Annotated in this window: 15 protein-coding genes; 3 read left to right on the top strand and 12 right to left on the bottom strand. The window is 45.8% G+C overall.

The window, feature by feature from the left end:
• Positions 1-569 precede the first annotated feature (569 nt).
• The 9 genes from D0C16_RS03410 to D0C16_RS03370 form a co-directional block, all read right to left on the bottom strand.
• Positions 570-1454 (bottom strand): hypothetical protein, encoded by an 885-nt coding sequence (locus D0C16_RS03410; protein WP_151031022.1) that lies wholly within the window; start codon positions 1452-1454, stop codon positions 570-572.
• Positions 1455-1525: 71 nt separating this feature from the next.
• Positions 1526-2929 carry a hypothetical protein gene (locus tag D0C16_RS03405; protein WP_151031021.1) on the bottom strand — a complete coding sequence of 468 codons (1404 nt, stop codon included), beginning with the start codon at positions 2927-2929 and terminating at the stop codon, positions 1526-1528.
• 15 nt (positions 2930-2944) lie between these two features.
• Positions 2945-3508 (bottom strand): hypothetical protein, encoded by a 564-nt coding sequence (locus D0C16_RS03400; protein WP_151031020.1) that lies wholly within the window; start codon positions 3506-3508, stop codon positions 2945-2947.
• 25 nt (positions 3509-3533) lie between these two features.
• Positions 3534-4286 (bottom strand): ribonuclease H family protein, encoded by a 753-nt coding sequence (locus D0C16_RS03395; protein WP_151031019.1) that lies wholly within the window; start codon positions 4284-4286, stop codon positions 3534-3536.
• 67 nt (positions 4287-4353) lie between these two features.
• On the bottom strand, positions 4354-4614 hold the full coding sequence (locus D0C16_RS03390) for a hypothetical protein (RefSeq protein ID WP_151031018.1): 261 nt from the start codon (positions 4612-4614) through the stop codon (positions 4354-4356).
• A gap of 70 nt (positions 4615-4684) precedes the next feature.
• Entirely contained in the window at positions 4685-5410 is a 726-nt protein-coding gene (locus D0C16_RS03385; RefSeq protein ID WP_151031017.1) for a hypothetical protein, read from the bottom strand.
• A 4-nt stretch (positions 5411-5414) separates the two neighbouring features.
• Positions 5415-6818 (bottom strand): DUF3999 family protein, encoded by a 1404-nt coding sequence (locus D0C16_RS03380; protein ID WP_151031016.1) that lies wholly within the window; start codon positions 6816-6818, stop codon positions 5415-5417.
• An 18-nt stretch (positions 6819-6836) separates the two neighbouring features.
• Entirely contained in the window at positions 6837-9623 is a 2787-nt protein-coding gene (locus tag D0C16_RS03375) for a DUF2339 domain-containing protein (protein WP_151031015.1), read from the bottom strand.
• 60 nt (positions 9624-9683) lie between these two features.
• Positions 9684-10313: a DUF4230 domain-containing protein gene (locus D0C16_RS03370; RefSeq protein WP_151031014.1), complete on the bottom strand. Its 630-nt coding sequence runs from the start codon at positions 10311-10313 to the stop codon at positions 9684-9686.
• 158 nt (positions 10314-10471) lie between these two features.
• Between D0C16_RS03370 and pabB the strand changes: the two genes are divergently transcribed.
• From pabB to D0C16_RS03355, 3 genes are all read left to right on the top strand, one after another.
• Positions 10472-11920, top strand: a complete 1449-nt coding sequence (gene pabB / locus D0C16_RS03365) for an aminodeoxychorismate synthase component I (protein ID WP_151031013.1) — start codon at positions 10472-10474, stop codon at positions 11918-11920.
• A 17-nt stretch (positions 11921-11937) separates the two neighbouring features.
• Positions 11938-12690, top strand: coding sequence for a dienelactone hydrolase family protein (locus D0C16_RS03360; RefSeq protein WP_151031012.1), 753 nt, complete (start codon positions 11938-11940; stop codon positions 12688-12690).
• A 92-nt stretch (positions 12691-12782) separates the two neighbouring features.
• Positions 12783-14837, top strand: a complete 2055-nt coding sequence (locus tag D0C16_RS03355) for a M13 family metallopeptidase (RefSeq protein ID WP_151031011.1) — start codon at positions 12783-12785, stop codon at positions 14835-14837.
• A 61-nt stretch (positions 14838-14898) separates the two neighbouring features.
• Here the strand turns inward: D0C16_RS03355 and D0C16_RS03350 are convergent, their stop codons facing one another.
• From D0C16_RS03350 to lon, 3 genes are all read right to left on the bottom strand, one after another.
• The gene (locus D0C16_RS03350; RefSeq protein ID WP_151031010.1) at positions 14899-16764 is read right to left on the bottom strand and encodes a SurA N-terminal domain-containing protein; all 1866 of its coding nucleotides are present in this window, start codon (positions 16762-16764) and stop codon (positions 14899-14901) included.
• A 197-nt stretch (positions 16765-16961) separates the two neighbouring features.
• Positions 16962-17234, bottom strand: coding sequence for an HU family DNA-binding protein (locus tag D0C16_RS03345; protein ID WP_151031009.1), 273 nt, complete (start codon positions 17232-17234; stop codon positions 16962-16964).
• 213 nt (positions 17235-17447) lie between these two features.
• Entirely contained in the window at positions 17448-19868 is a 2421-nt protein-coding gene (gene lon / locus D0C16_RS03340; protein ID WP_151031008.1) for an endopeptidase La, read from the bottom strand.
• Positions 19869-20010 lie beyond the last annotated feature (142 nt).

Below are 20010 nucleotides of genomic sequence, written 5' to 3'. Positions count from 1 at the left end.
ATTACTATCGAGTGTAAAGATTACATTTGCCTGCCACGTTCTTGGCGCTGTCGATAGCGAGTTGGTCTTTAGGATGGGCGACAGTGTTCGAACCAGGAGGGGCCGTAACAGGACAGGAAGTTGTTGATCCGCTTGTGCGACATATCCTACAAAAAACTCCGAAAATCCCCAGTGTCTTAAACGTCATTCGTTGGCTACATTTTAACCATAACGGTTGTTGTGCAGGGATGCGGGCCAAGAGAGAGGTCGTTAGAAGGAGTTTTAGCAAAGGGAATTTTTGTTATTCGTTTTATTCCACTACGAACCATCCACTACCAAGCATGGATTGAACTTGAGAGGTATCCCCAATGGGAACAGAACTGAATGATATCGAACGTATCCGTACGGCCCGTATTCTTTGTATTCAACACCGCTTCGCAGAGGCACTTGAAATAGCCCGTAAAGTTGAAGACCCAAAGACCCGCGAAACGCTATTGTTTATTTGTAAGTCGTTCGAAACATCGCAGATACGAGTACGCGCTGCCTAGTCTTATGAATCAGCCATTGCTTCAATGGCTGATTCACCTGCTCTAAATACTCCACACGCTTGCATATAGCTCATCGTAAGAGTTCGCTTTGACTATCTCACAACCCACACTGCGTAAAAAAACCTGTTGCCCCTGGGATATTTCAGTGCCCGCGTAAACATACCAGGCATTGCGTTTACGTTTGGGAAAATGTTTGAAATATTTAGCGCGCTCTATCAGCAGCCAGCGCAAAAATACTTCTGATGAATTCAACCCCAAACCAATAAAAAGTAAGTCGCGGTGAAATATGCAATCCAACCAGGTATTACTACCATTCCAATTGTCGCGATGGCGATCCACAAATAAACGTTTATCCCCTTTATGAATTAACGCCCTCGCCCGCTCCACCGAACCCATATAATGGCTCAATCCCAAACGAATACTGCGCGAGTAGCGCATTAAGCCGTTAACGTGCCAGATCGCAAATTCCGCATCGGGATTAGCGATTGGTTGATGCGCAAAATAAGTTTGCCAAGGATAGAAATCGGTGAAGCGCGGACCATCCAAATGGTGCATCGATAATTTGGTTGAATCGGAAAGACTTTCATCAAAATTGGTGGTTAATATCGGGCAAGAAAAATGAGTGGCCCAATCCACTACCATTTGATGGTGCGCCAGCGCTTTCCATCCCGCCAGTAAGCTACAAAATTCCTTTTGCAAATTCACGCTTGCATCGGTACGGCTCAAATCCAGCGCATCATAAAACTCCGTTAACGAAATACCTTGCGGAACTATGGTTGAATCTACGTGGGTGTGCTTTTCCCATAACTCCAGCAACATTTTATCCCAGGAGTTAACTTTGCTAGCACTGTTATAGCGATTAATGCCATTACCGATGACAAGCGCTAAATGCTGTTGGTTTTCAGCTAATATTTTTTGAAGTGTCATGATCAGCCTTTTCCCGTTTCCTTTTTTGTGTGGGGGGGTTATGGCTATCCCTGGCAAATATCGACTGCAGATTAGTGTGCGCAATCGATCCATTCAAAATTGCCTGCTGAGTTTTGCTGCAGGCGGCGTTTAGTGTTTTCGCTACAATCATTTGCGAGCAAGATTTGTTCGCGTGGAATATTTAATCGCCACACCAAGCCTGGCACACCAATAGCGGCGAATTGATGCGGGTTATTAATACTAACGACCAGTGGTAATTCAATGTGCTGTTCGCTTAACCACTGCAGTTGATTTTCTGCCCAGATTGCACGGCTAATAACAGCCGGATACTCCGCGCTTCGTGTGCCTTGCACGGCGATGGTGGATGCAAGGCCCATCAATATCAAACCCATTGCTAAATGATTCGTTGCCGATAGCGCGCGCGCAACCAAAAGTAGTGGAATAACAATAGCAACTGCCGCGTAGTACTCATAAGCTTGATCAGCTAATACAAAATAAGGTCCATAGGCCAACACCATAAACGCCGCTAACGCCAACCACTGATGCCATTTTATTTCCCGCGCTAGTTTCAGGTAGCTCGCGGCATAAAGAATCGCCATAGGAATAAAACAAGCTAGTGCCCATGTCACTCCCTTAAGCGGGCTATCAGTCACAATCAACCTGAGTGCTTCGCGCGGAACGTTAAAAATCCACGCAATAAAACTGAGTGAATTCACCATCAGGTTTTTACCCAAGGTAATACCGTAGGCAGAGTCGCGGTGCGGGGTGAATTGTTTATAGAAATAAAGCCATATCAGGCAAATTAGCACACAAAGAACCCACACCAATTTATCGGTGCGGGTATAACGTTGTTTGTCGCGCAAGAATATGGCGAGCGCAACTACCAACGCCGGAATTAAAATCGCTGCCTCTTTGCTAAACAAAGCGAGCAATTGCAACAAAGGCAAACTGACAAGCGCGAGCAAACGCACGCCTCCCGTTAAACGCGGCAATGAAATCCACACGGATAAAGTAATGCACAAAAAGAACACCAGTGCGGGGCTATTCATCGCCGCCACCCAATGCAATGGCAAATAGCTCGCCACATGCACCGCGTGCATCGCAGCTGTTAGCAGACCAATTAATTTAGCCTGCGGCCACTCCATCGACCGCGCGAATAAGTACGCAAAGAGCGCAACAGCGCCAGCAGAAAGTAAACACAAGAACCAGGAATACAGGTGCGCATACAACAGATTTCCGGCCAACATCTGTTCCACAAACCGCCAGCCAGTATCCATACTTAACGGCCGCCAAAAACCGGTAGCTGATTCCGAAAAAAATGGCTGCCACCAGGAATCACCAGCCACCTGTGCTTCGCGGGCTTGGGTCAGGAAATAATAGTCATCCCCCCAGAAGGGAATAAAAAGCGATGGCAGCCAGAGTGCCAATGTAAAAAGGAGAAACAGCGATACGACAACACGATGAGAACTAAACAAGAATAAACCTTACTTCTACCGATAGGATTGATAACGTTGCACACGGGCTTGCAACATATCAACTAATTGATTAATGGTTAAACTCAAATCGACATCTGTTTTTAAGGCCTGAAAGCGCGCCAATTGTTCATTCACATCAAAACCGCCCACGCGGTTAAAGTGCTCGGCAAACAGTGGAGACAGCGCTGTGACCCATACCAATTGCTTTTTTGCCCAATCAAGCCGCTGAAACAAATCCAATACGCCCAAGCTTCCCGCTTTATACTTTTCAATCAGTGATAGTTCGTCTTTCGCTACATCAATAGCGATGTTCACCTTTCCTATATCGATGTGAAAATCCCGATATTTAAAGAACAACACAACACCAAGGGTGCCGAGCAACAGAGAAACACCCATCGCCCAATAGCTTGGCAAAAATTGGTTCGGCAAATTCAGGAATACCGGAACCAGAAAAACTGAGGACTCAAAATACGGCCAGGTATGCAACAACGGAGCACCACACGTACCGCAATCATAGGTACGCTGTGTATTTTTAATAAGGTTTTTTGAGCCGCATTTGGGGCAACAGTTTTTAGCCATTAGAAATTCCTATTTAGCCTCGCAGTTAACCCGCGCGGGTTGCCAAAATTGCGGTGACGTCCAATGGCTCGCGATAAAGCGAAAAATCGGTTTCGCGGGATTCTATAGCAAGAATGGACATGCGGTCAGCGAGTTCGTTGCCTTGCACACCAACATGCCCATTGACATGCAGAACTTGCACTTTGTCTTTCAGGGTTTGGTGCAAGAAATAGATTTCCTTAATTAATTCGAGGTTTTTAATCTCCCCGCTTTTCTTTTTCCAACCCGCTTTTTCCCAACCGATGGCCCATTGCACGACACATTGGATGGCATATTGCGAGTCAGAAAAAACCGCTGCGGTTTTGCCTTTGGCAATTTCATCTTTTGCCAATAACAAACCTTGGTGTAATGCATTCAATTCGGCGGTGTTGTTAGTACCCATGGGGTTGTACAAACCATACCAAAGCTCAACCAATTTCCCATCGCGATAAACCGCCAACCCGGAACCCGCTTCACCGGGGTTTGGCTCACAACCGCCATCGGTAAATATTTTTACATCTACCGGTAATGCATTTACTTCCGCTGCATTATAAGTTTTGATTTTCGCACCGCTCGACGCTGCAGGTCCCGTTCCAGCAGTAGGCTTTGCACCACCAAAAGCCGCTTCGGCTTCTTCACGCGTTAAAAACGATTTATAACGTGCCCCGACAAAACCATCGACGTGTTTTTTACACGTAGGCCAATCCGTAAAAATCCCAGTCTCTCGCCCTGCCCATACCACATAAAATTTTGAAGCCATTACATACTCTTTCTAATTTGTAAACGTAGGGCGTGCTTCGCGAAGCAAACCGCCGTTATGGTAAAATTTAAGACTCAAACTCTTCCTGAAAATTTTTGATCGCCTCGTCCAAGGTGGGCCACAATCCAGAACGCTCATCGGGTGACTGCTCTAAAAACAACTCAGTCTGTTGTTGATCAAAGTTCTTCATTTTTCGCTCATTCAGCCTAAAAAAATCAGCACTTTGTACACAATAACCGCCATCGGGAAGTAAGCGAAAACATCTGTAACAAACAGATTCAGAATCATCCAAGCGATGCCATACATTTATCTGCTCAAATAGTTTCATGCTTTCCTCTATGGGGATAAATCCTCTTACTGCTAGTATCTGTCAATTATTCAGTGATCAATCTGTATATCTAATAAAGCGCTTTAGCCAAGTTTCTTCCAAAATAATAATTCTTTGATCGAGTTATTGAGTTTAAATTAAAATCAGTCATCTGTGCTTTCGTGAGATTTTCATAGTTTATCTCACAGGAATAACAAATATGAGGAGTTATTGGAATAATTAGGTATTTGCTTGGCACATCTGGCACAGTGAATTCCACTTTACGACTTCGACACACATACCATCTTAAACTGGGATTTCGATCAAAAAACATATCTATTGTGCCTTTGATGACCATGCCTCGCTGAAAGCGCATAGGCAGCGTTTGATCTTCATTGACGTAAAAACCATGATTCAATTCAATTTCATTCTTCTCAAAATCCGATAGCCCCACACCTTGAACGTCAATAATTTTTACATTTGGAGCCAAAAGAAAATCTTTTTCTGTTATTACAGATCGCGAGCGCCATAGCACATAAAAGTTTGTTACCAATTGATTGGCTTCAGGTGGTAATAAATAATCTTTAGTCTGTATTACATAATCAGTTAAATTTTGAAATTTATTCTCAATGGATAGTCCAAATCCTTGCTCGGCTGATTGATCCCAAATGCGCCTTACCGTAAACAACTGATCCTTACTTGTTGTTCTAATGACTTTTGACTGGCGAAAAAGGTTAACCTCCACTGCTCCATTCGAGTCATAGAACCGTGCAATAGACTTTGCGGGAAAAACATGTTGCTTTTTAACTATCTCCACTGATCTACTCTCTTGCAGTTTTCATCTGCCCCATCAACCTAACCACAACACCAATCAAAACTCCAACCGCTAAAATCAAAATCCCCCAGAATACGATGGTTTTCCAGCTGATCTGCATTCCGTAACGGGCGAATTGGTTTAGGTCGGGGTTGAGTGGTTTAACCGTTGCTGATTGCCAAGTGATTTCTTTGCCGGCGATTAATTGCGAAAAAATTTGTGCACTGGTGTTTTGGTTTTGGAGTTTGCTGTCGGTTTCTACGGCGATTTTAAAGGGCGCGGCGGCATTGGCGATAAATTGCAGCAGTTCTGGTTGGCGCTGGAGCACCAGAATGGGTTTGGCACTGGTGCGGACCAGTTCATGAAGTTCAATTCGCCAATAACTGTGGGTATTGTTGTAGATGCTGATTTCATCGCTGTGTTGCCAGTCACTTCCCACCTGGGTGTTAAACCAAATCCCTTGATGCACCAATTGCCAGGGCTGTTTTTCGGTTGCGCGAGAATATACGCGTAAGCTGTCCCCGTAAGTGAGTTCACCCAGTTTCAGATCCAACTGTGCAACTGGCGCTATATCGTCGCGCTGGAACTCCCAGGCGGCCACCGGCATGGATGGTGCAGCCGTGCCAGCGCGTAATGCCGATTCCTGATCTTCCACGAGTTGACCGGTTATTTCCCAGCGATCATGTGGAACCGCTGTCGCGACTTTATCCGTATTTTCAACATTTACCTGCGTAAGTTGTAATTGCTCGCCACCACGAGTGAATTTCAGTTTTAAATAGGCGTATTGTTTTTCAGCAAGACTAATCGCAATTTTATTGCGCGTAAGCTGTTGGCCATCTTTATGGAGTTGCACCAAGGTGGTGTTAGCGATCGGGACCCAAGTAGACATATCATTCGTGCCGCTAACCTGCACTTCTAAATATTGGTGCGCTTCACTTTGTGGCCATGAAACTACCAAAGTGTCTGCTCGGTTTTTTAAATCACTCAAATCCACCACAAAAAAATCGGTTGGTGCGGCCTGGTTTTGCAATTCTTCTTTATCGTTTTTGACCACGCTTACCGAGATTTCATTATCGTCCAAACGAATAGAGGCGCTGCTCAATGCCAACAGCATTTCCGGCGCAGTACCTACGGCCACCGGGAAAAAACGCACGGGCGTTTGTTGTGACTGTTCACTGACCTGAGTGCTCGGCACACTGATTCGATAAGGCAATTTGTTGCCCTGGGCATCGGTCACGACTAAATCATTGAGCTGGGAGTCACCACTGTAGCGATAGATGTCATGCGTAAGTGTCGCTTGCACATAACTTCCCGTCGCTTGCTCAATCTGATACACCGGAATTACGTCTCCATGGCAGATTAAGCTAATCAGGCAACTGGTGAATAAAACTGCTTTTTTTACGAAATACATTCGAGCTTAACTCCACAATTAAACGGTTTCTTTCGGGGATGATTTCACCTTGGCGGGTATCGGCGATAAATAACCGATCAACAACATCAATCCGCCTACGACCATGAAAGAGATAATGCGTGCAAGTGTGCCTGTGCCGGTTAAATCTTTGGTGAAAAGTTTTAATAACACCAATCCCAACAGCCCAGCCCCAATGATCCATAGTTCGCGGACCTGCGTGCGGCGAGAAATATTCATTACCACCAGTGCACAAATTGCCCACAGAATTGAGAGTGACATTTGCACGACTACCGAGTCCCACAAAATATCTGCCGCATAGGTTACATCCGCATATTGATGCAGTGCGCGTAGTAATACAGTATTTAGCCAGATGAAACCCAACACGCCGAGCGAACCATAACGAAATTCTTTTGGCGCATTTGCCAAACCCATAAAGCCGCGCTTGATGGCATAGGTACAAATAATTAATACCGCGACCTGAGCGAGATCCAATGGGTTCAGGATTGGTAAATAAAATTGATCGGTAATTCCTGAGTAAGTTGAGGCAAACAAGAACCAACCAATTAATAACAATAACAGCGGAGCGGGAATCAGGTTTTTATAATCTGCAGAGTGTTGCGCAAAGGGCCAAATGGGTTTGTTGGTAACATAAAGCAAGGCCACCAAAGGAATAACCAAACAAGCAAACCATAACACCGCTGCGCTGGTACCCAACCAATTAAAATGGTTTTGCCAATGCAGCGCTTCCCAATAGCCCAATGAAAATAAAAACCAGGCGCCCAGTACATGGTAAAGACTTTGCAATCCTGATACGCCCTGCTTGCTGAGCGACCACAGGAAGCGATATTGCACGGCGACGAATAATGCGAGTGCCAATAAATTCCAGCCCTGCGACGGATAGGCCGTGTAGCCCATAAACAAACTTTCACCAAAATCACGCAGAGCCCAAAGCGCAGTGAGCGGCAGTAACCAATAACCTACCTGCCCCATAAGTTGCCACTGAACTTTAACGCCAAACCACAGGAATGCAGCAACTGACAATGAATAAAATCCGATCAAGCTAGCGAAGTAATTTTCACCGGACATATGGTGGGTAATTTCCATATAGCCCGCGGCAAACCACCATATCCAACCGATAACCCGCGCAATTGTTGAAAGGGTGCGTTCGAACTTGTACGCGTACTCCTGGTAGCGGTTGATCAAATATGCAATGCACAGTGCTGACGCCGACAAAATCACCATGCCTATAAAATCACCGGAAACAATGGGCGTAGTACCCGTATCTGGTCCATTAATAAAAAGCGAGAAGGCGCCGGCGAGATGCAGCAGATAACCTGCGATCCGTGGCAGCAAGCGCGATTGGCGTAACCCCACCCAAATCAGCCCTGTTGCTTCCAGTGCCCAGGTTGCGGAGGTCCATTGCGCATCGAGCGCGAGTGGAATACTTAAGGTGGCAAAACAAACGGCGAGCGCGATAAACGACTCAATCAATACGCGATGGGTTTGCTGGTATTTGCCCCATAAAAATTTAGCCAAGCCAACGTAAGTTGTGGCGAGAACAAGGGCGCTAATCGCCAACCCGTATTCAGTGTGCTTAAGCAGCGCGGTTTGCAAACCAAAACCAACAATCGGCAAACCAAAAACCAGGCTGCCATCGACCAGACCTTTTAAATTCGGTGGCTGCTTGAGAGAAAATAAAATCGATACCACCAAATACAGCGCAAAAAATGCCAACAAAAATGGCTGGGTAGATGCGTATAAATGGGGTTGATATTTCAGCAACCCCCATACAGACGTAATTACGAAGGTAAATACAAAACCAACCCAGTTAAGCATGCGCCAGGTTTTAAACCAGGCAATAGCGAGAATGCCGATATTGAGCAACAAATAATAACTAAACAGGCCAACGTGATTGCCTGATCCATCGGACGTTAAAATCGGGGCGAGAAAGCCGCCAGCCGTGGCGATCAACGCCAGGACTTGCGCGTTTTGTAAAACAGCAAGCGCCGCACCGAGCAATACAATAATAAACATAATGCCGAAGGCAGCACCGGTCGGCATTAAGCTGTACATTTTCGCTGCTGCAAAAACGGTAAGGTAAAGCGCGGCAATGCCGCCACCTTGCAATACCAAGCCGAAACCACCTGCTCTACTACGCGTTTTCCAACCAACAGCAATAAGCCCTATCGCAATTGCTGCAACTGCAGACATGCGCACTTCAATAGGCAACAATCCCTGGTTAGACGCGTACTTCACTAAAAAACTTAACCCAAAAAACATCACCACCATACCGATGCGCACAATAGGATTGCCTTCGGTGAAAAAGCGCTGCACATAGTGAAATGCTTTTTCAACCGCGTTGGGGGTTCGAGGGGGATATACGCGCGGCTGCTGATGCACAGGTTTGCTGGTTGGTATGGTATCCACAGGCTTATCCATTTCGGGAGGCGCAGCCGCAGCATCGTTATGAATACCACTTACCACATCGGTCGTCGACACCTCGGGCGGCAGATCGATTCCGTGGCTCTTGAGCCGCTCCGCGAGTGGAACGCGCGCTTCTTCAGCCTTGGTTTCAGGCGGAGCAGCAACCGGCACCGGCTGATTGGATTGGATTTTTGTAGATAAAGGTTGATCCTGCTTTTTCAGAAGGTCGACAACATTTTCCAGGCGCTGAATTTTGTTACTTAGTTGAAAAATTTTGGTAATGAGGAAACCCAATACGCCGCCAATTACCCAGCCATTGCCGTAAAAAATAGCCTCACCTAATGCCATGCCCACCAGAGTGAAAATTATCAGAAGCACCATGGGAATTCCTTGTTGATCGTGTTGACTTTGTTGTTATTTAATTTCTATTGTTCTGACGGTTTAGTGCTTGGGTTCCTCAGTAATTCCTTGGACAGTTTTCAGAGGCTCGAGCACTCGCTCCTGCTCAAGCTGCCAACCCGCTGACGCGCAGAGCTGTTGCATCATTAACTCGATTTGCTGCTGGGCAATTTTGGGTAAATCACTTTCGCGCGCTTTTTCCTGCATCAATTTTTTCGCCTCCACCAGAATTGCGGTGTAGTCTTCGTTATCGAATTTATTGAGTAGCCCTTGGTTAATATCGTAAAACTTATAATCAGTATCAATCGACAGAATTTCCGCCTCGGCAAACTGTTGTACTACCAACGTACGGTTATGATGGTCACGATGAAAATGCATTTTTGCAAAATCGAACCCAACGGATACCTTCGCCTTAGCCACTACTAACGCCTTGCTATTCGTTTTAAATATCCCGAGGAAATCCTTCTTTGTGTTGTGATCATAAATTTCAGTGAAGTAGCCTTCTGCGACTACCACCTTAAATACTTTTTCAATTCGCTCCAACAGAATGTGGGACTCAGTGGTCACATCCTGCACGGGGGGCTTAAGCTTTTTCAGGTAATACCAGCTGAACCCTTGCCAGGCTGCAACACCGCCAATCAACATGGCTAGAATAAAAAAAATCACATCCATTATTAGTTCCTTTCATGCAGGGTCAGAAAATACAGCGGCAACAGCGAGCCAGGCAAAAAATGCAGCTTAAACGGGCTTGTCGCTAAAGTCTATTTAGCGCTGCTAGCCCACAATGCGCTAAAATGCACAGCTCATAAGGCTGTTGGTTTTGTATTTCCATGCCCGAAGCACCCCGTTTGATTTCTCTGCCCTACCTCCGTGACTCTGCCCTCTGGTTTATGCAGGTGCGCCACTTGCCGCGCGCCGTTTGGCTGGATTCCGGCCACCCGGGCAGTCACTATGGTCGCTACGATATTATCAGCGCCGCCCCACAATGCTGGCTGGAAACTCAGGGCGAGTACACCTACATCCATTGCAATGATGGCGACCAAAAGCAGTCCCCCGAGGACCCTTTTGCACTGATCAAGCAATATTTGCCCACCTGTAGTCAGCAACAGACCAAGACTGAGCCACTGCCATTTATTGGCGGTGCCCTGGGATATTTTGGCTATGACCTGGGACGTCGCCTGGAAAAAATCCCCGCTTACGCAGAGGCAGATATCGGCCTTGCGGATATGCAAGTCGGGATTTATCCCTGGGCTCTGGTGCAGGACCACGGCAATAAACAGAGCTGGCTGGTAATAAATGAACACCTCAGCCATGCGCTTCCCGGGGCTTATAACTTTTTGGAAATCGAACAACTTCTCGCTAAAACCCCAGATCCTGACGTGTTCCACGACTTGAAGTCATTTCTGAATCACTCTGAGAAGCCCTTTAAAATCAGTAAGTTCAATAACAATCTTAAAGTAAATGAATACCACTCGGCGCTCGCCAGAATCCATGACTATATTCTGGCGGGCGACTGCTATCAGGTAAATTTTGCGCAGAGATTTGAAGCAGAATTCCAGGGTGACCCTTGGTTTGCCTACCTTGCCCTGCGTGCAATTTTGCCCTCTCCCTTTTCCGGATTTATCCAACTGACGGAACAAGCACTGCTCAGTTTGTCACCGGAACGCTTTATTGAGGTCAGAGGATCTGCTGTCGAAACCAAACCAATTAAAGGAACAATCAAGCGCGGTAAGACAGCAGACGAGGATCAAGCGAACGCAAAATGGCTGCAAACCAGCGAAAAAAATCGCGCGGAAAACGTGATGATTGTCGATTTGCTGCGCAACGACCTGAGCAAACATTGCGTCAGTGTAAGTGTTCCGGCACTGTTTGAATTGCAGTCCTTTGCCAATGTCCACCATCTGGTCAGCACGATTACCGGTCAATTAGCCCCAAGCACCTGCGCTATTGACGTATTGCGCGATGCGTTTCCCGGGGGCAGCATTACTGGTGCCCCTAAAATTCGCGCGATGGAGATTATCGAGGAGCTAGAACCGACGCGTCGCTCGGTTTACTGCGGAAGCCTTGGCTACATAAGTGTCGATGGACAATTGGATACCAGCATTGCGATACGCACCCTGGTGTGTGATCACCAGAAAGTTTATTGCTGGGGCGGCGGCGGTATAGTTGCCGACTCGGAAACCGAGCAGGAATATCGAGAGTCTATTGGAAAAGTTAAAATTCTGATGGATACATTGGAACAATATTTTGGTCAGCCAGATCTAACCCCACACGTATAAACACTGCGGAGAGAAAAATGTTAATTCAAAATCATCAAGTAGATTTGGAAACGCCAACGGGAACCATGCGGTGTTATGTCTACCACCCCAAAGACAGCGCCGAAACCGCTGGTAAAAAATTCCCCGCCATTATTCTCTACTCCGAAATTTTCCAACAAACCTCACCTATTCGCCGCAGTGCACAAATTATGGCCGGGCACGGTTTCGTAGTGATAGTGCCTGAAGTATTCCATGAGCTAAACCCGATAGGAACAGTGCTCGGCTATGATGACGCAGGCCGGGATAAAGGGAATGCCGACAAGGTTGCTAAATATCTGGAAGCGCACGACTCAGACACACAAACCATGGTGGATTATTTGCACAGGTTGGATTATTGCTCGGGAAAGATTGGTGCCATGGGTTTCTGTTTGGGTGGCGGTTTGGCCTACCGGGCAGCTATTCACCCTGAAATTTCTGCTACCAGCTGTTTTTATGCAACAGACATTCATTCAGGACTTACACCATCCCAAACCGGCAATGAAAGCCTCACCCGCACCGGTGAAATTAAAGGTGAATTGCAAATGATTTGGGGCAAACAAGACCCGCACATTCCCGCTGAGGGCCGGGCGCGCGTTTACCAAAACCTGGTCGAGAAGAAAGTGAATTTCACTTGGCATGAATTTAATGGCGTACACGCCTTTATGCGCGACGAAGGTGACCGATACGACGCGGAATTGCAGTTGCTTGGCTATCAAATGGCAATTGGTATGTTCAGACGTGTCCTGTACTAATTTTTATCGTAAGAATTTTTCATACGCAGCACCGCTATAGCATAGCGACTTCGGGCAATCTTTCATCAACAAAATGTTATCGGGAAATTTGCATGAAAAAATTTACCTATATCGCAAGTGGAATTGCATTGTCGTTGACGCTTGCGTCCTGTTCCAAAAGCGATTATTCAGACCAGAATATACCCCACACCAAAGGGGCGTTAGCATCTGGTATTGAATTGGCTAACATGGACAACACCGTCAAACCACAGCAGGATTTTTTCCGCTACGCCAATGGAACCTGGGTCAACAACACGCAAATTCCCGGTGACAAGGCTCGCTGGGGAAGCTTTGATGAACTGCGGGAGAGCGCAGAAAAGCAAGTTTTGGCATTAATGCAAGAGCTTGCGAGGACGCCATTTCCAAAAAACTCAGACGAACAAAAAATTGCAGACTTCTATAAATCTTTTCTTGATGAAAAAACCGTTGAATCATTGGGCATAAAGCCATTGTATGTCGACCTGAAACGTATTGAACAAATACACACCCAAGCGGATCTGACCAAACTTTGGGCTGAATGGCAGCAATTTGGTGTTGGTGTACCCTTTGAACTTTATATCGATCAGGATGATAAAAATTCCGAGCAATATATTACAGCCGCCTATCAGTCAGGACTGGGATTACCTGACCGCGATTACTATTTGAAAACCGATGAGAAGTCGCTTGAATTGCTCGGCAAGTATCAAACTTATATCGCCCAATTATGGAAACTGGCAGGTTTGAGTAACCCCGAAAACGCGGCCGCCAATATCGTTGCACTAGAGAAGAAAATCGCTGCACTACAATGGTCACGTGTACAGAATCGCGATCGTAACGCACTTTACAATAAACTGAATGTAGCCGAATTAAATAAGCTGACCCCTGGATTTGACTGGCAATTATTTTTGAAATCGGCAAATTTGGAAAACATCCAGGAAATAGTAATCAATCAACCCACCTACATCACCGCACTGGCTAAATTAAAAAATGAAACACCATTAGCGCACTGGAAAGAATATTTAACATTCCATCTCATTAATAATGATGCACCTAATCTGAGTAAAGCGTTTGTTGATGCGAATTTCGATTTTTATGGAAAAACACTTAGCGGACTGCAAGAACAGCGCACTCGCGAAAAAAGAGCAGCGCTACTTGCGGATGAAAATCTTGGGTTTTTAGTCGGCAAAAAATATGTAGAAGCGTATTTTAAAGCTGAAGCCAAAGCGCGCATGGATCAAATGATCGAAAATCTACGCACAGCCTACTCGCAATCTATTAATGAACTGACATGGATGAGCCCTGAAACCAAGAAACAAGCACAACAAAAGCTTGCGAAATTTAACACCAAAATTGGTTTTCCAGAAAAATGGCGAGATTATCAATGCGTTCAAATTGAGGCCAATGATTTGATTGGCAATCTGCGTCGAAATGATGCTTGTGAATATCAGCGTGCAATCGGTCGCTTAGGCAAGCCAGTAGATCGAACCGAATGGAACATGACACCTCAAACCGTGAATGCATACTACAACTCCAGCATGAACGAAATTGTATTTCCTGCTGCCATTTTGCAGCCTCCATTTTTTAATGTTAATGCCGATGATGCTGTTAACTACGGAGCTATTGGAGCTGTAATTGGCCACGAATTTACGCATGGATTTGATGACCAGGGGCGCCACTCAGATGGTGATGGAAACTTGCGTGATTGGTGGACTGAAGAAGATGCGAAGCAATTTAAAGCTCGCGCCCAATTAATGGTTGAGCAATACAACGCCTTCAATCCGATAGATGATCTTCATCTGCAAGGTGCTTTAGGTCTAGGTGAAAACATTGCAGATTTGGGAGGCGTAACCCTCTCCTATCGAGCCTATAAAAGTGGGCACACGAAATTTGCCCATGTTATTGATGGTTTTACACCCGAACAGCGCTTCTTTCTGGGTTGGGCACAAGTGTGGAGAATTAAATACCGCGATGAAGCTCTGCGCCAACAAGTTATCACTGGCCCACATTCGCCGGGCATGTATCGTGTCTTAGGTCCTTTATCGAATATGCCAGAGTTCTATCAAGCATTCGATGTTAAACCTGACGACGGAATGTATCGAAACCAAGAGGTTCGTATAAAAATTTGGTAAAAGGAGCTGAAATAAAAAAGCCAGGTTTAAAACCTGGCTTTTTTATTTGGATAAAATTCAATTACTCAATTTCTGCCGCATCTTTCAAGAATTTTTGATAGCTGGCGAAATCATTGCGCCCATAGATAGTTCCCAATTGCGAGACAATTGCGTTTTTTTGCTCAGGCGTTACCTTTTCAAAATTACCTGGGGTAACAGCTTCCAGAGCAACAATCGCGATATCCCCAGCTGCAGTCATAACACTACCATAGCTGGACGCCCCTACTTGCGGCTTGCTCATAGTGAATGCGTAACGAAGCACCTCGCCATCAACATCGGCACTACTTCTGGTTGCGGCTTTTATTTGCTTCAACTCAACCGCGTTAGCTTTACTCAAGTCTTCAAACTTTGCACCAGACTTTAAATCGGCAATCAGTTTTGCTGCCTGCTCATTCAACAATGCGCGGGCTTTTTGATCCTTAAGGGTGTTTGAGATTTGCTCGCGCACATCTGCTAACGGCTTAACCTGACTGGGTTTATGATCAGTCTTTTTCAAAACAACAACGGTACTTGCGTCGATTTCGATAGTGTCGCTGGCATTACCATCTTGCAACACCTCTGGAGAAAATGCCGCCGCGACCACCTTCGCATTCGCCATTAAATCCTTGCCTTTGTTGCGCTCAAACAGCCCGGAGTTTTGAACTTTCAGGCCTAAAGCTTGAGCCACCTCCGCCAAGTTCTCCGCGTTATAGGATTCTTCACGTAGTTTTTCCAGTTGCGCGACAAATTCAGTTTCCGCCGCTGCACGCTTTAGTTGTTCTTCGATACTGGCTTTTTGTTCTTCAAATTTAGGAGCCTCAGAACCTTTTTCTGCCAACAACTTAATAAAATGGGTTCCAGCATCAGTTTTCACCGCCGCAGAAACTTGCCCCACCTTGAGGGACGCAAGCGCTGCTTCAAATTCCCCCGGGAATGCATCACCCTTGGTAAAACCCAGGTCTCCGCCCTGCTCTTTACTACCCAAATCATCAGAAAACTCTTTTGCAAGTTTGGCGAAATCTTCTCCCGCAGCCAGCTTTTCTGAAACTGTTTTTATTTTTGCTGAGTCATTATTTTCAATCAAGATATGCGCCGCCTGACGCTCAGGTGCAGCTACAAACGAGGTAAGGTTTTGCTCATACTGTTTGTGAAGTTGTTCTTCCGTTACTGCAACGCCTTTCATTAAATCACTCACACTCAAACTAATATAATCCACTGCGATTTGCTCTTCACTCGTGAAGTTTTTTTGGTTCGCATCGTAGTAGGTTTGAATTTCTGTATCTTCGATGACTACGGACTCACGAATCTTGGTTGAAGGCAAAACAGCATAGGCAAGATCACGTGATTGAAAGCTCAGCGCTACCACATCACTGAGTTGCGCAGGGGTTGCAAATGCTGTTGAGCTCACACCTGCTTGCAACTGATTAATAACCAATTCTTCAGTGAGAAGCTTGCTATAAGTGCCATGGGTATAACCCATATTACGCAAAGCCTGTTGGTAGCGGTTATTGTCGAAAACACCTGCCTCAGTCTTAAACTGTTGGGAGCTTGCTATTTGCTCATGCAGATAAGCGGCACCGATGGTCATGCCTGCACCTTCAGCAGTCTGCGATAAGACTTTACGCTGAACCAAATTCTCAATCACGGGCTTGCGCAAATACTCATCGCTCAAGAACTCTGCGGGAATTTGATCGCCATAAGTACTGAGCATTTGTTGCTTCTGTACATTGATCGCACGAGCAACATCCATTTCAGTAACCGTTTCACCGTTCACTTTTGCAGCTTGATTGGCGGTTGAATCCCAATTAAACAACGCTTCAACACCGGTCAGGGCAAAAATGATCACCAAAAACCCGATTAGAATGAAAGAGATCACGCCTCTGGAATTGTCTCTGAGGTGTTGTAGCATTTTAAACTCCTAGCAGGGAAGCAAACATTTTGCGCGGCTGTGTGTCTACGCAAATGAAAATTTACTATTTATTTATTGGATTTTAGTTTGAGCATTAGCGCGAAAGCCATGCAATTTATCGCAAACAACCTTAAGAAAAAGGCGCACCGAAATGCGCCTTTATACTTACATCCAACTAAAAATACATTGGATGGATATTAATTAACAGCGTCTTTTAACGCTTTGCCTGGCTTAAAGCCAGGAACTTTTGCCGCAGCAATTTTGATTTCTGCGCCGGTTTGCGGGTTACGGCCGGTACGGGCAGCTCTCTCTTTCACTGCGAAGGTACCAAAGCCCACCAAAACTACAGAGTCGCCATTCTTAAGAGCACCGGTAATGCTGTCGACTACAGCATCCAAGGCACGGCCAGCAGCCGCTTTAGGAATATCCGCCGATGCGGCAATGGCTTCAATTAGCTCAGTTTTGTTCACACTTAACCCCTTTTGATTATTTGTTTCTGAAAATACAGCACTAATTAATGTCGCGAATAATTTAATTGGCTGCACAGCAAATGAATTGCGATTTATACCAACAGAGCCAAGGGGGGTCAAGGAAAGCTTACAGCTTTACACAAAACCCCAAACGATCTGATCACAAAACAATCAAAGGGGTGAAATTAACACCCCCCGCTGAATTTGTTTAAATCAGTGTGTGTTGAGGCGATTATCTGACTCAGGCGCTTTTTGGGCCGCCTTTTCCAGGGCCCGGTATTCCTCGTCGCTCAGTGGCTTCGGATGATACTGCAAGGCTATATCCAAAACCTCATCAATCCATTTAACCGGTTTAATTACCAAATCGTCTTTAATATTCACGGGAATCTCTTTCAAATCCCGCTCATTATCAGCCGGAATGATAACAGTTCGAATTCCACCTCGATGTGCGGCGAGTAGCTTTTCTTTAAGTCCACCAATACGCAGGACTTCACCACGCAACGTGATCTCTCCAGTCATGGCCACATCTGCTTTCACAGGAATGCCTGTTAACACCGAAACAAGCGCGGTACACATAGCAATACCAGCACTCGGCCCATCTTTCGGTGTAGCCCCTTCCGGCACATGAATATGGACATCTACCCTCTCATGATGATCGGGCGCTATTCCTAAAGCCTGACCTCTTGAGCGTACAACGGTAAGCGCGGCCTGAATAGATTCCTGCATCACATCACCGAGGGATCCGGTTTTGATAATTCGCCCTTTACCAGTTATCGCGGAGGATTCGATAGTCAACAACTCCCCCCCAACCTGGGTCCAAGCCAACCCTGTTACCTGGCCTATTTGGTCTTTACTTTCAGCTTTACCGAAATCAAACTTTCTTACGCCGAGCAAATCCTCTAGTAATTCTCCAGTAACAACATCAGCCTTACTTATTTTACGTTTTACGTGGCGAGTTACTACTTTGCGGCATATTTTTGCAATCTCTCGCTCCAATCCGCGCACACCGGCTTCACGAGTGTAATAACGAATCACATCACGGATGGCTTCATCGGTAACTTCAATTTCCGTTTCTTTAAGTCCATTAGCTCGCATTTGTTTTGGAATTAAATAACGCAATGCGATATTTAATTTTTCATCTTCGGTATACCCCGGAATGCGAATGACTTCCATACGATCTAGCAGTGGCCCGGGAATATTCATTGAATTTGATGTACACACAAACATCACATCCGACAAATCGTAATCAACCTCAAGGTAATGATCGTTGAAATGGCTGTTTTGCTCGGGATCCAGCACCTCGAGTAGAGCTGACGCTGGATCACCCCGATTATCCATTCCCATCTTGTCAATTTCATCGAGCAAAAAGAGCGGGTTTTTAACCCCAACTTTTGCCATCTTTTGAATAAGCTTGCCAGGAAGCGACCCTATATATGTACGGCGATGGCCGCGAATTTCAGCCTCATCGCGAACTCCGCCCAACGCCATGCGCACAAACTCCCTGTTTGTTGCGCGAGCAATAGACTCACCTAAGGACGTCTTGCCAACCCCGGGAGGCCCAACCAGACACAATATTGGGCCTTTGATTTTTTTAACACGCTGCTGTACAGCGAGATATTCGAGAATTCTTTCTTTGACTTCCTCAAGACCAAAATGATCTTTATTTAAAACTTCCTCTGCCCGCGCCAAATCATTGCGAACTTTACTACGCTTACTCCACGGTACTTTAATCATCCAGTCGATATATGCGCGCAGCACAGAAGCTTCTGCAGACATCGGAGACATCATCTTTAATTTATTCAATTCAGTGCGAGCTTTTTCTTCGGCATCCTTTGGCATAGATGCAGAAACGATTTTTTTCTCCAGCTCATCAGCCTCGCTAACCTCTTCACCAAGTTCACCGAGTTCTTTTTGAATCGCTTTAATCTGTTCGTTGAGATAATACTCACGCTGGCTCTTTTCCATTTGCTTTTTGACGCGTCCGCGGATTTTTTTCTCTACATGAAACAAATCAACTTCAGCATCCATCAAATCAAGCAAGAGCTCTATCCTGGAGTGGATATCCGCCATTTCCAATATGGATTGTTTTTTGGGGAGGTCCAGTGACATGTGAGCCGCGATCGTATCGGCAAGACGGCCTGGTTCGTCAATACCAGACAAAGAGGTGATAACCTCGACAGGAACCTTTTTACTGAGATTTACGTACTGCTCAAATTGGCCAATTGCGGACGCAACCAGTGCTCGAGCTTCAGCGCCCTCGATGCTCGCGCTAATAATTACTTCGGCGTTAGCCTTAAAGTAGCTACCTACATCTTCGATTAGTGATATTTTTGCGCGCTCGCGTCCCTCTATCAAAACCTTAACTGTTCCATCGGGAAGCTTCAGAAGCTGAAGAATTGCAGCGATTGTGCCAATCTCATACAGATCATTCCCTTGAGGATCATCCTGTTGAGGATTTTTCTGCGCGACCAAAAGTACTTGTTTGTCCGCAGCCATAGCCCGCTCTAGAGCCTCTATTGACTTGCCGCGACCTACAAAAAGCGGGGTTACCATATGCGGATAAACAACAACATCCCGCAGAGGTAATAATGGGATATCACTAATATGGGTTTCGAGTGGGGTTTCAGCGACCATTGGATCCTCTCTTTTCAAAAGACAGCTCAGACTGTCATGAAATAAGATTGGGGGCTGATCGACGTAATTACAAGTTTACACCCCACAGAAAAACAAAAAGAGCGCAAATTTGCGCTCTTTTTAATCGGCCGGAACAGAAATT

It is taken from the genome of Cellvibrio sp. KY-GH-1, from assembly GCF_008806975.1.
GTDB lineage: Bacteria > Pseudomonadota > Gammaproteobacteria > Pseudomonadales > Cellvibrionaceae > Cellvibrio.
This window is presented reverse-complemented; position numbering and strand designations above follow the sequence as displayed.

Excerpts from the sequence above, each read along its gene's own strand:
- D0C16_RS03380 (WP_151031016.1), bottom strand. The coding sequence starts at position 6,818 with ATGTATTTCGTAAAAAAAGCAGTTTTATTCACCAGTTGCCTGATTAGC.
- D0C16_RS03370 (WP_151031014.1), bottom strand. The coding sequence starts at position 10,313 with ATGGATGTGATTTTTTTTATTCTAGCCATGTTGATTGGCGGTGTTGCA.
- D0C16_RS03360 (WP_151031012.1), top strand. The coding sequence starts at position 11,938 with ATGTTAATTCAAAATCATCAAGTAGATTTGGAAACGCCAACGGGAACC.
- lon (WP_151031008.1), bottom strand. The coding sequence starts at position 19,868 with ATGGTCGCTGAAACCCCACTCGAAACCCATATTAGTGATATCCCATTA.
- pabB (WP_151031013.1), top strand. The coding sequence starts at position 10,472 with ATGCCCGAAGCACCCCGTTTGATTTCTCTGCCCTACCTCCGTGACTCT.
- D0C16_RS03375 (WP_151031015.1), bottom strand. The coding sequence starts at position 9,623 with ATGGTGCTTCTGATAATTTTCACTCTGGTGGGCATGGCATTAGGTGAG.
- D0C16_RS03400 (WP_151031020.1), bottom strand. The coding sequence starts at position 3,508 with ATGGCTAAAAACTGTTGCCCCAAATGCGGCTCAAAAAACCTTATTAAA.
- D0C16_RS03350 (WP_151031010.1), bottom strand. The coding sequence starts at position 16,764 with ATGCTACAACACCTCAGAGACAATTCCAGAGGCGTGATCTCTTTCATT.
- D0C16_RS03395 (WP_151031019.1), bottom strand. The coding sequence starts at position 4,286 with ATGGCTTCAAAATTTTATGTGGTATGGGCAGGGCGAGAGACTGGGATT.
- D0C16_RS03410 (WP_151031022.1), bottom strand. The coding sequence starts at position 1,454 with ATGACACTTCAAAAAATATTAGCTGAAAACCAACAGCATTTAGCGCTT.
- D0C16_RS03355 (WP_151031011.1), top strand. The coding sequence starts at position 12,783 with ATGAAAAAATTTACCTATATCGCAAGTGGAATTGCATTGTCGTTGACG.
- D0C16_RS03390 (WP_151031018.1), bottom strand. The coding sequence starts at position 4,614 with ATGAAACTATTTGAGCAGATAAATGTATGGCATCGCTTGGATGATTCT.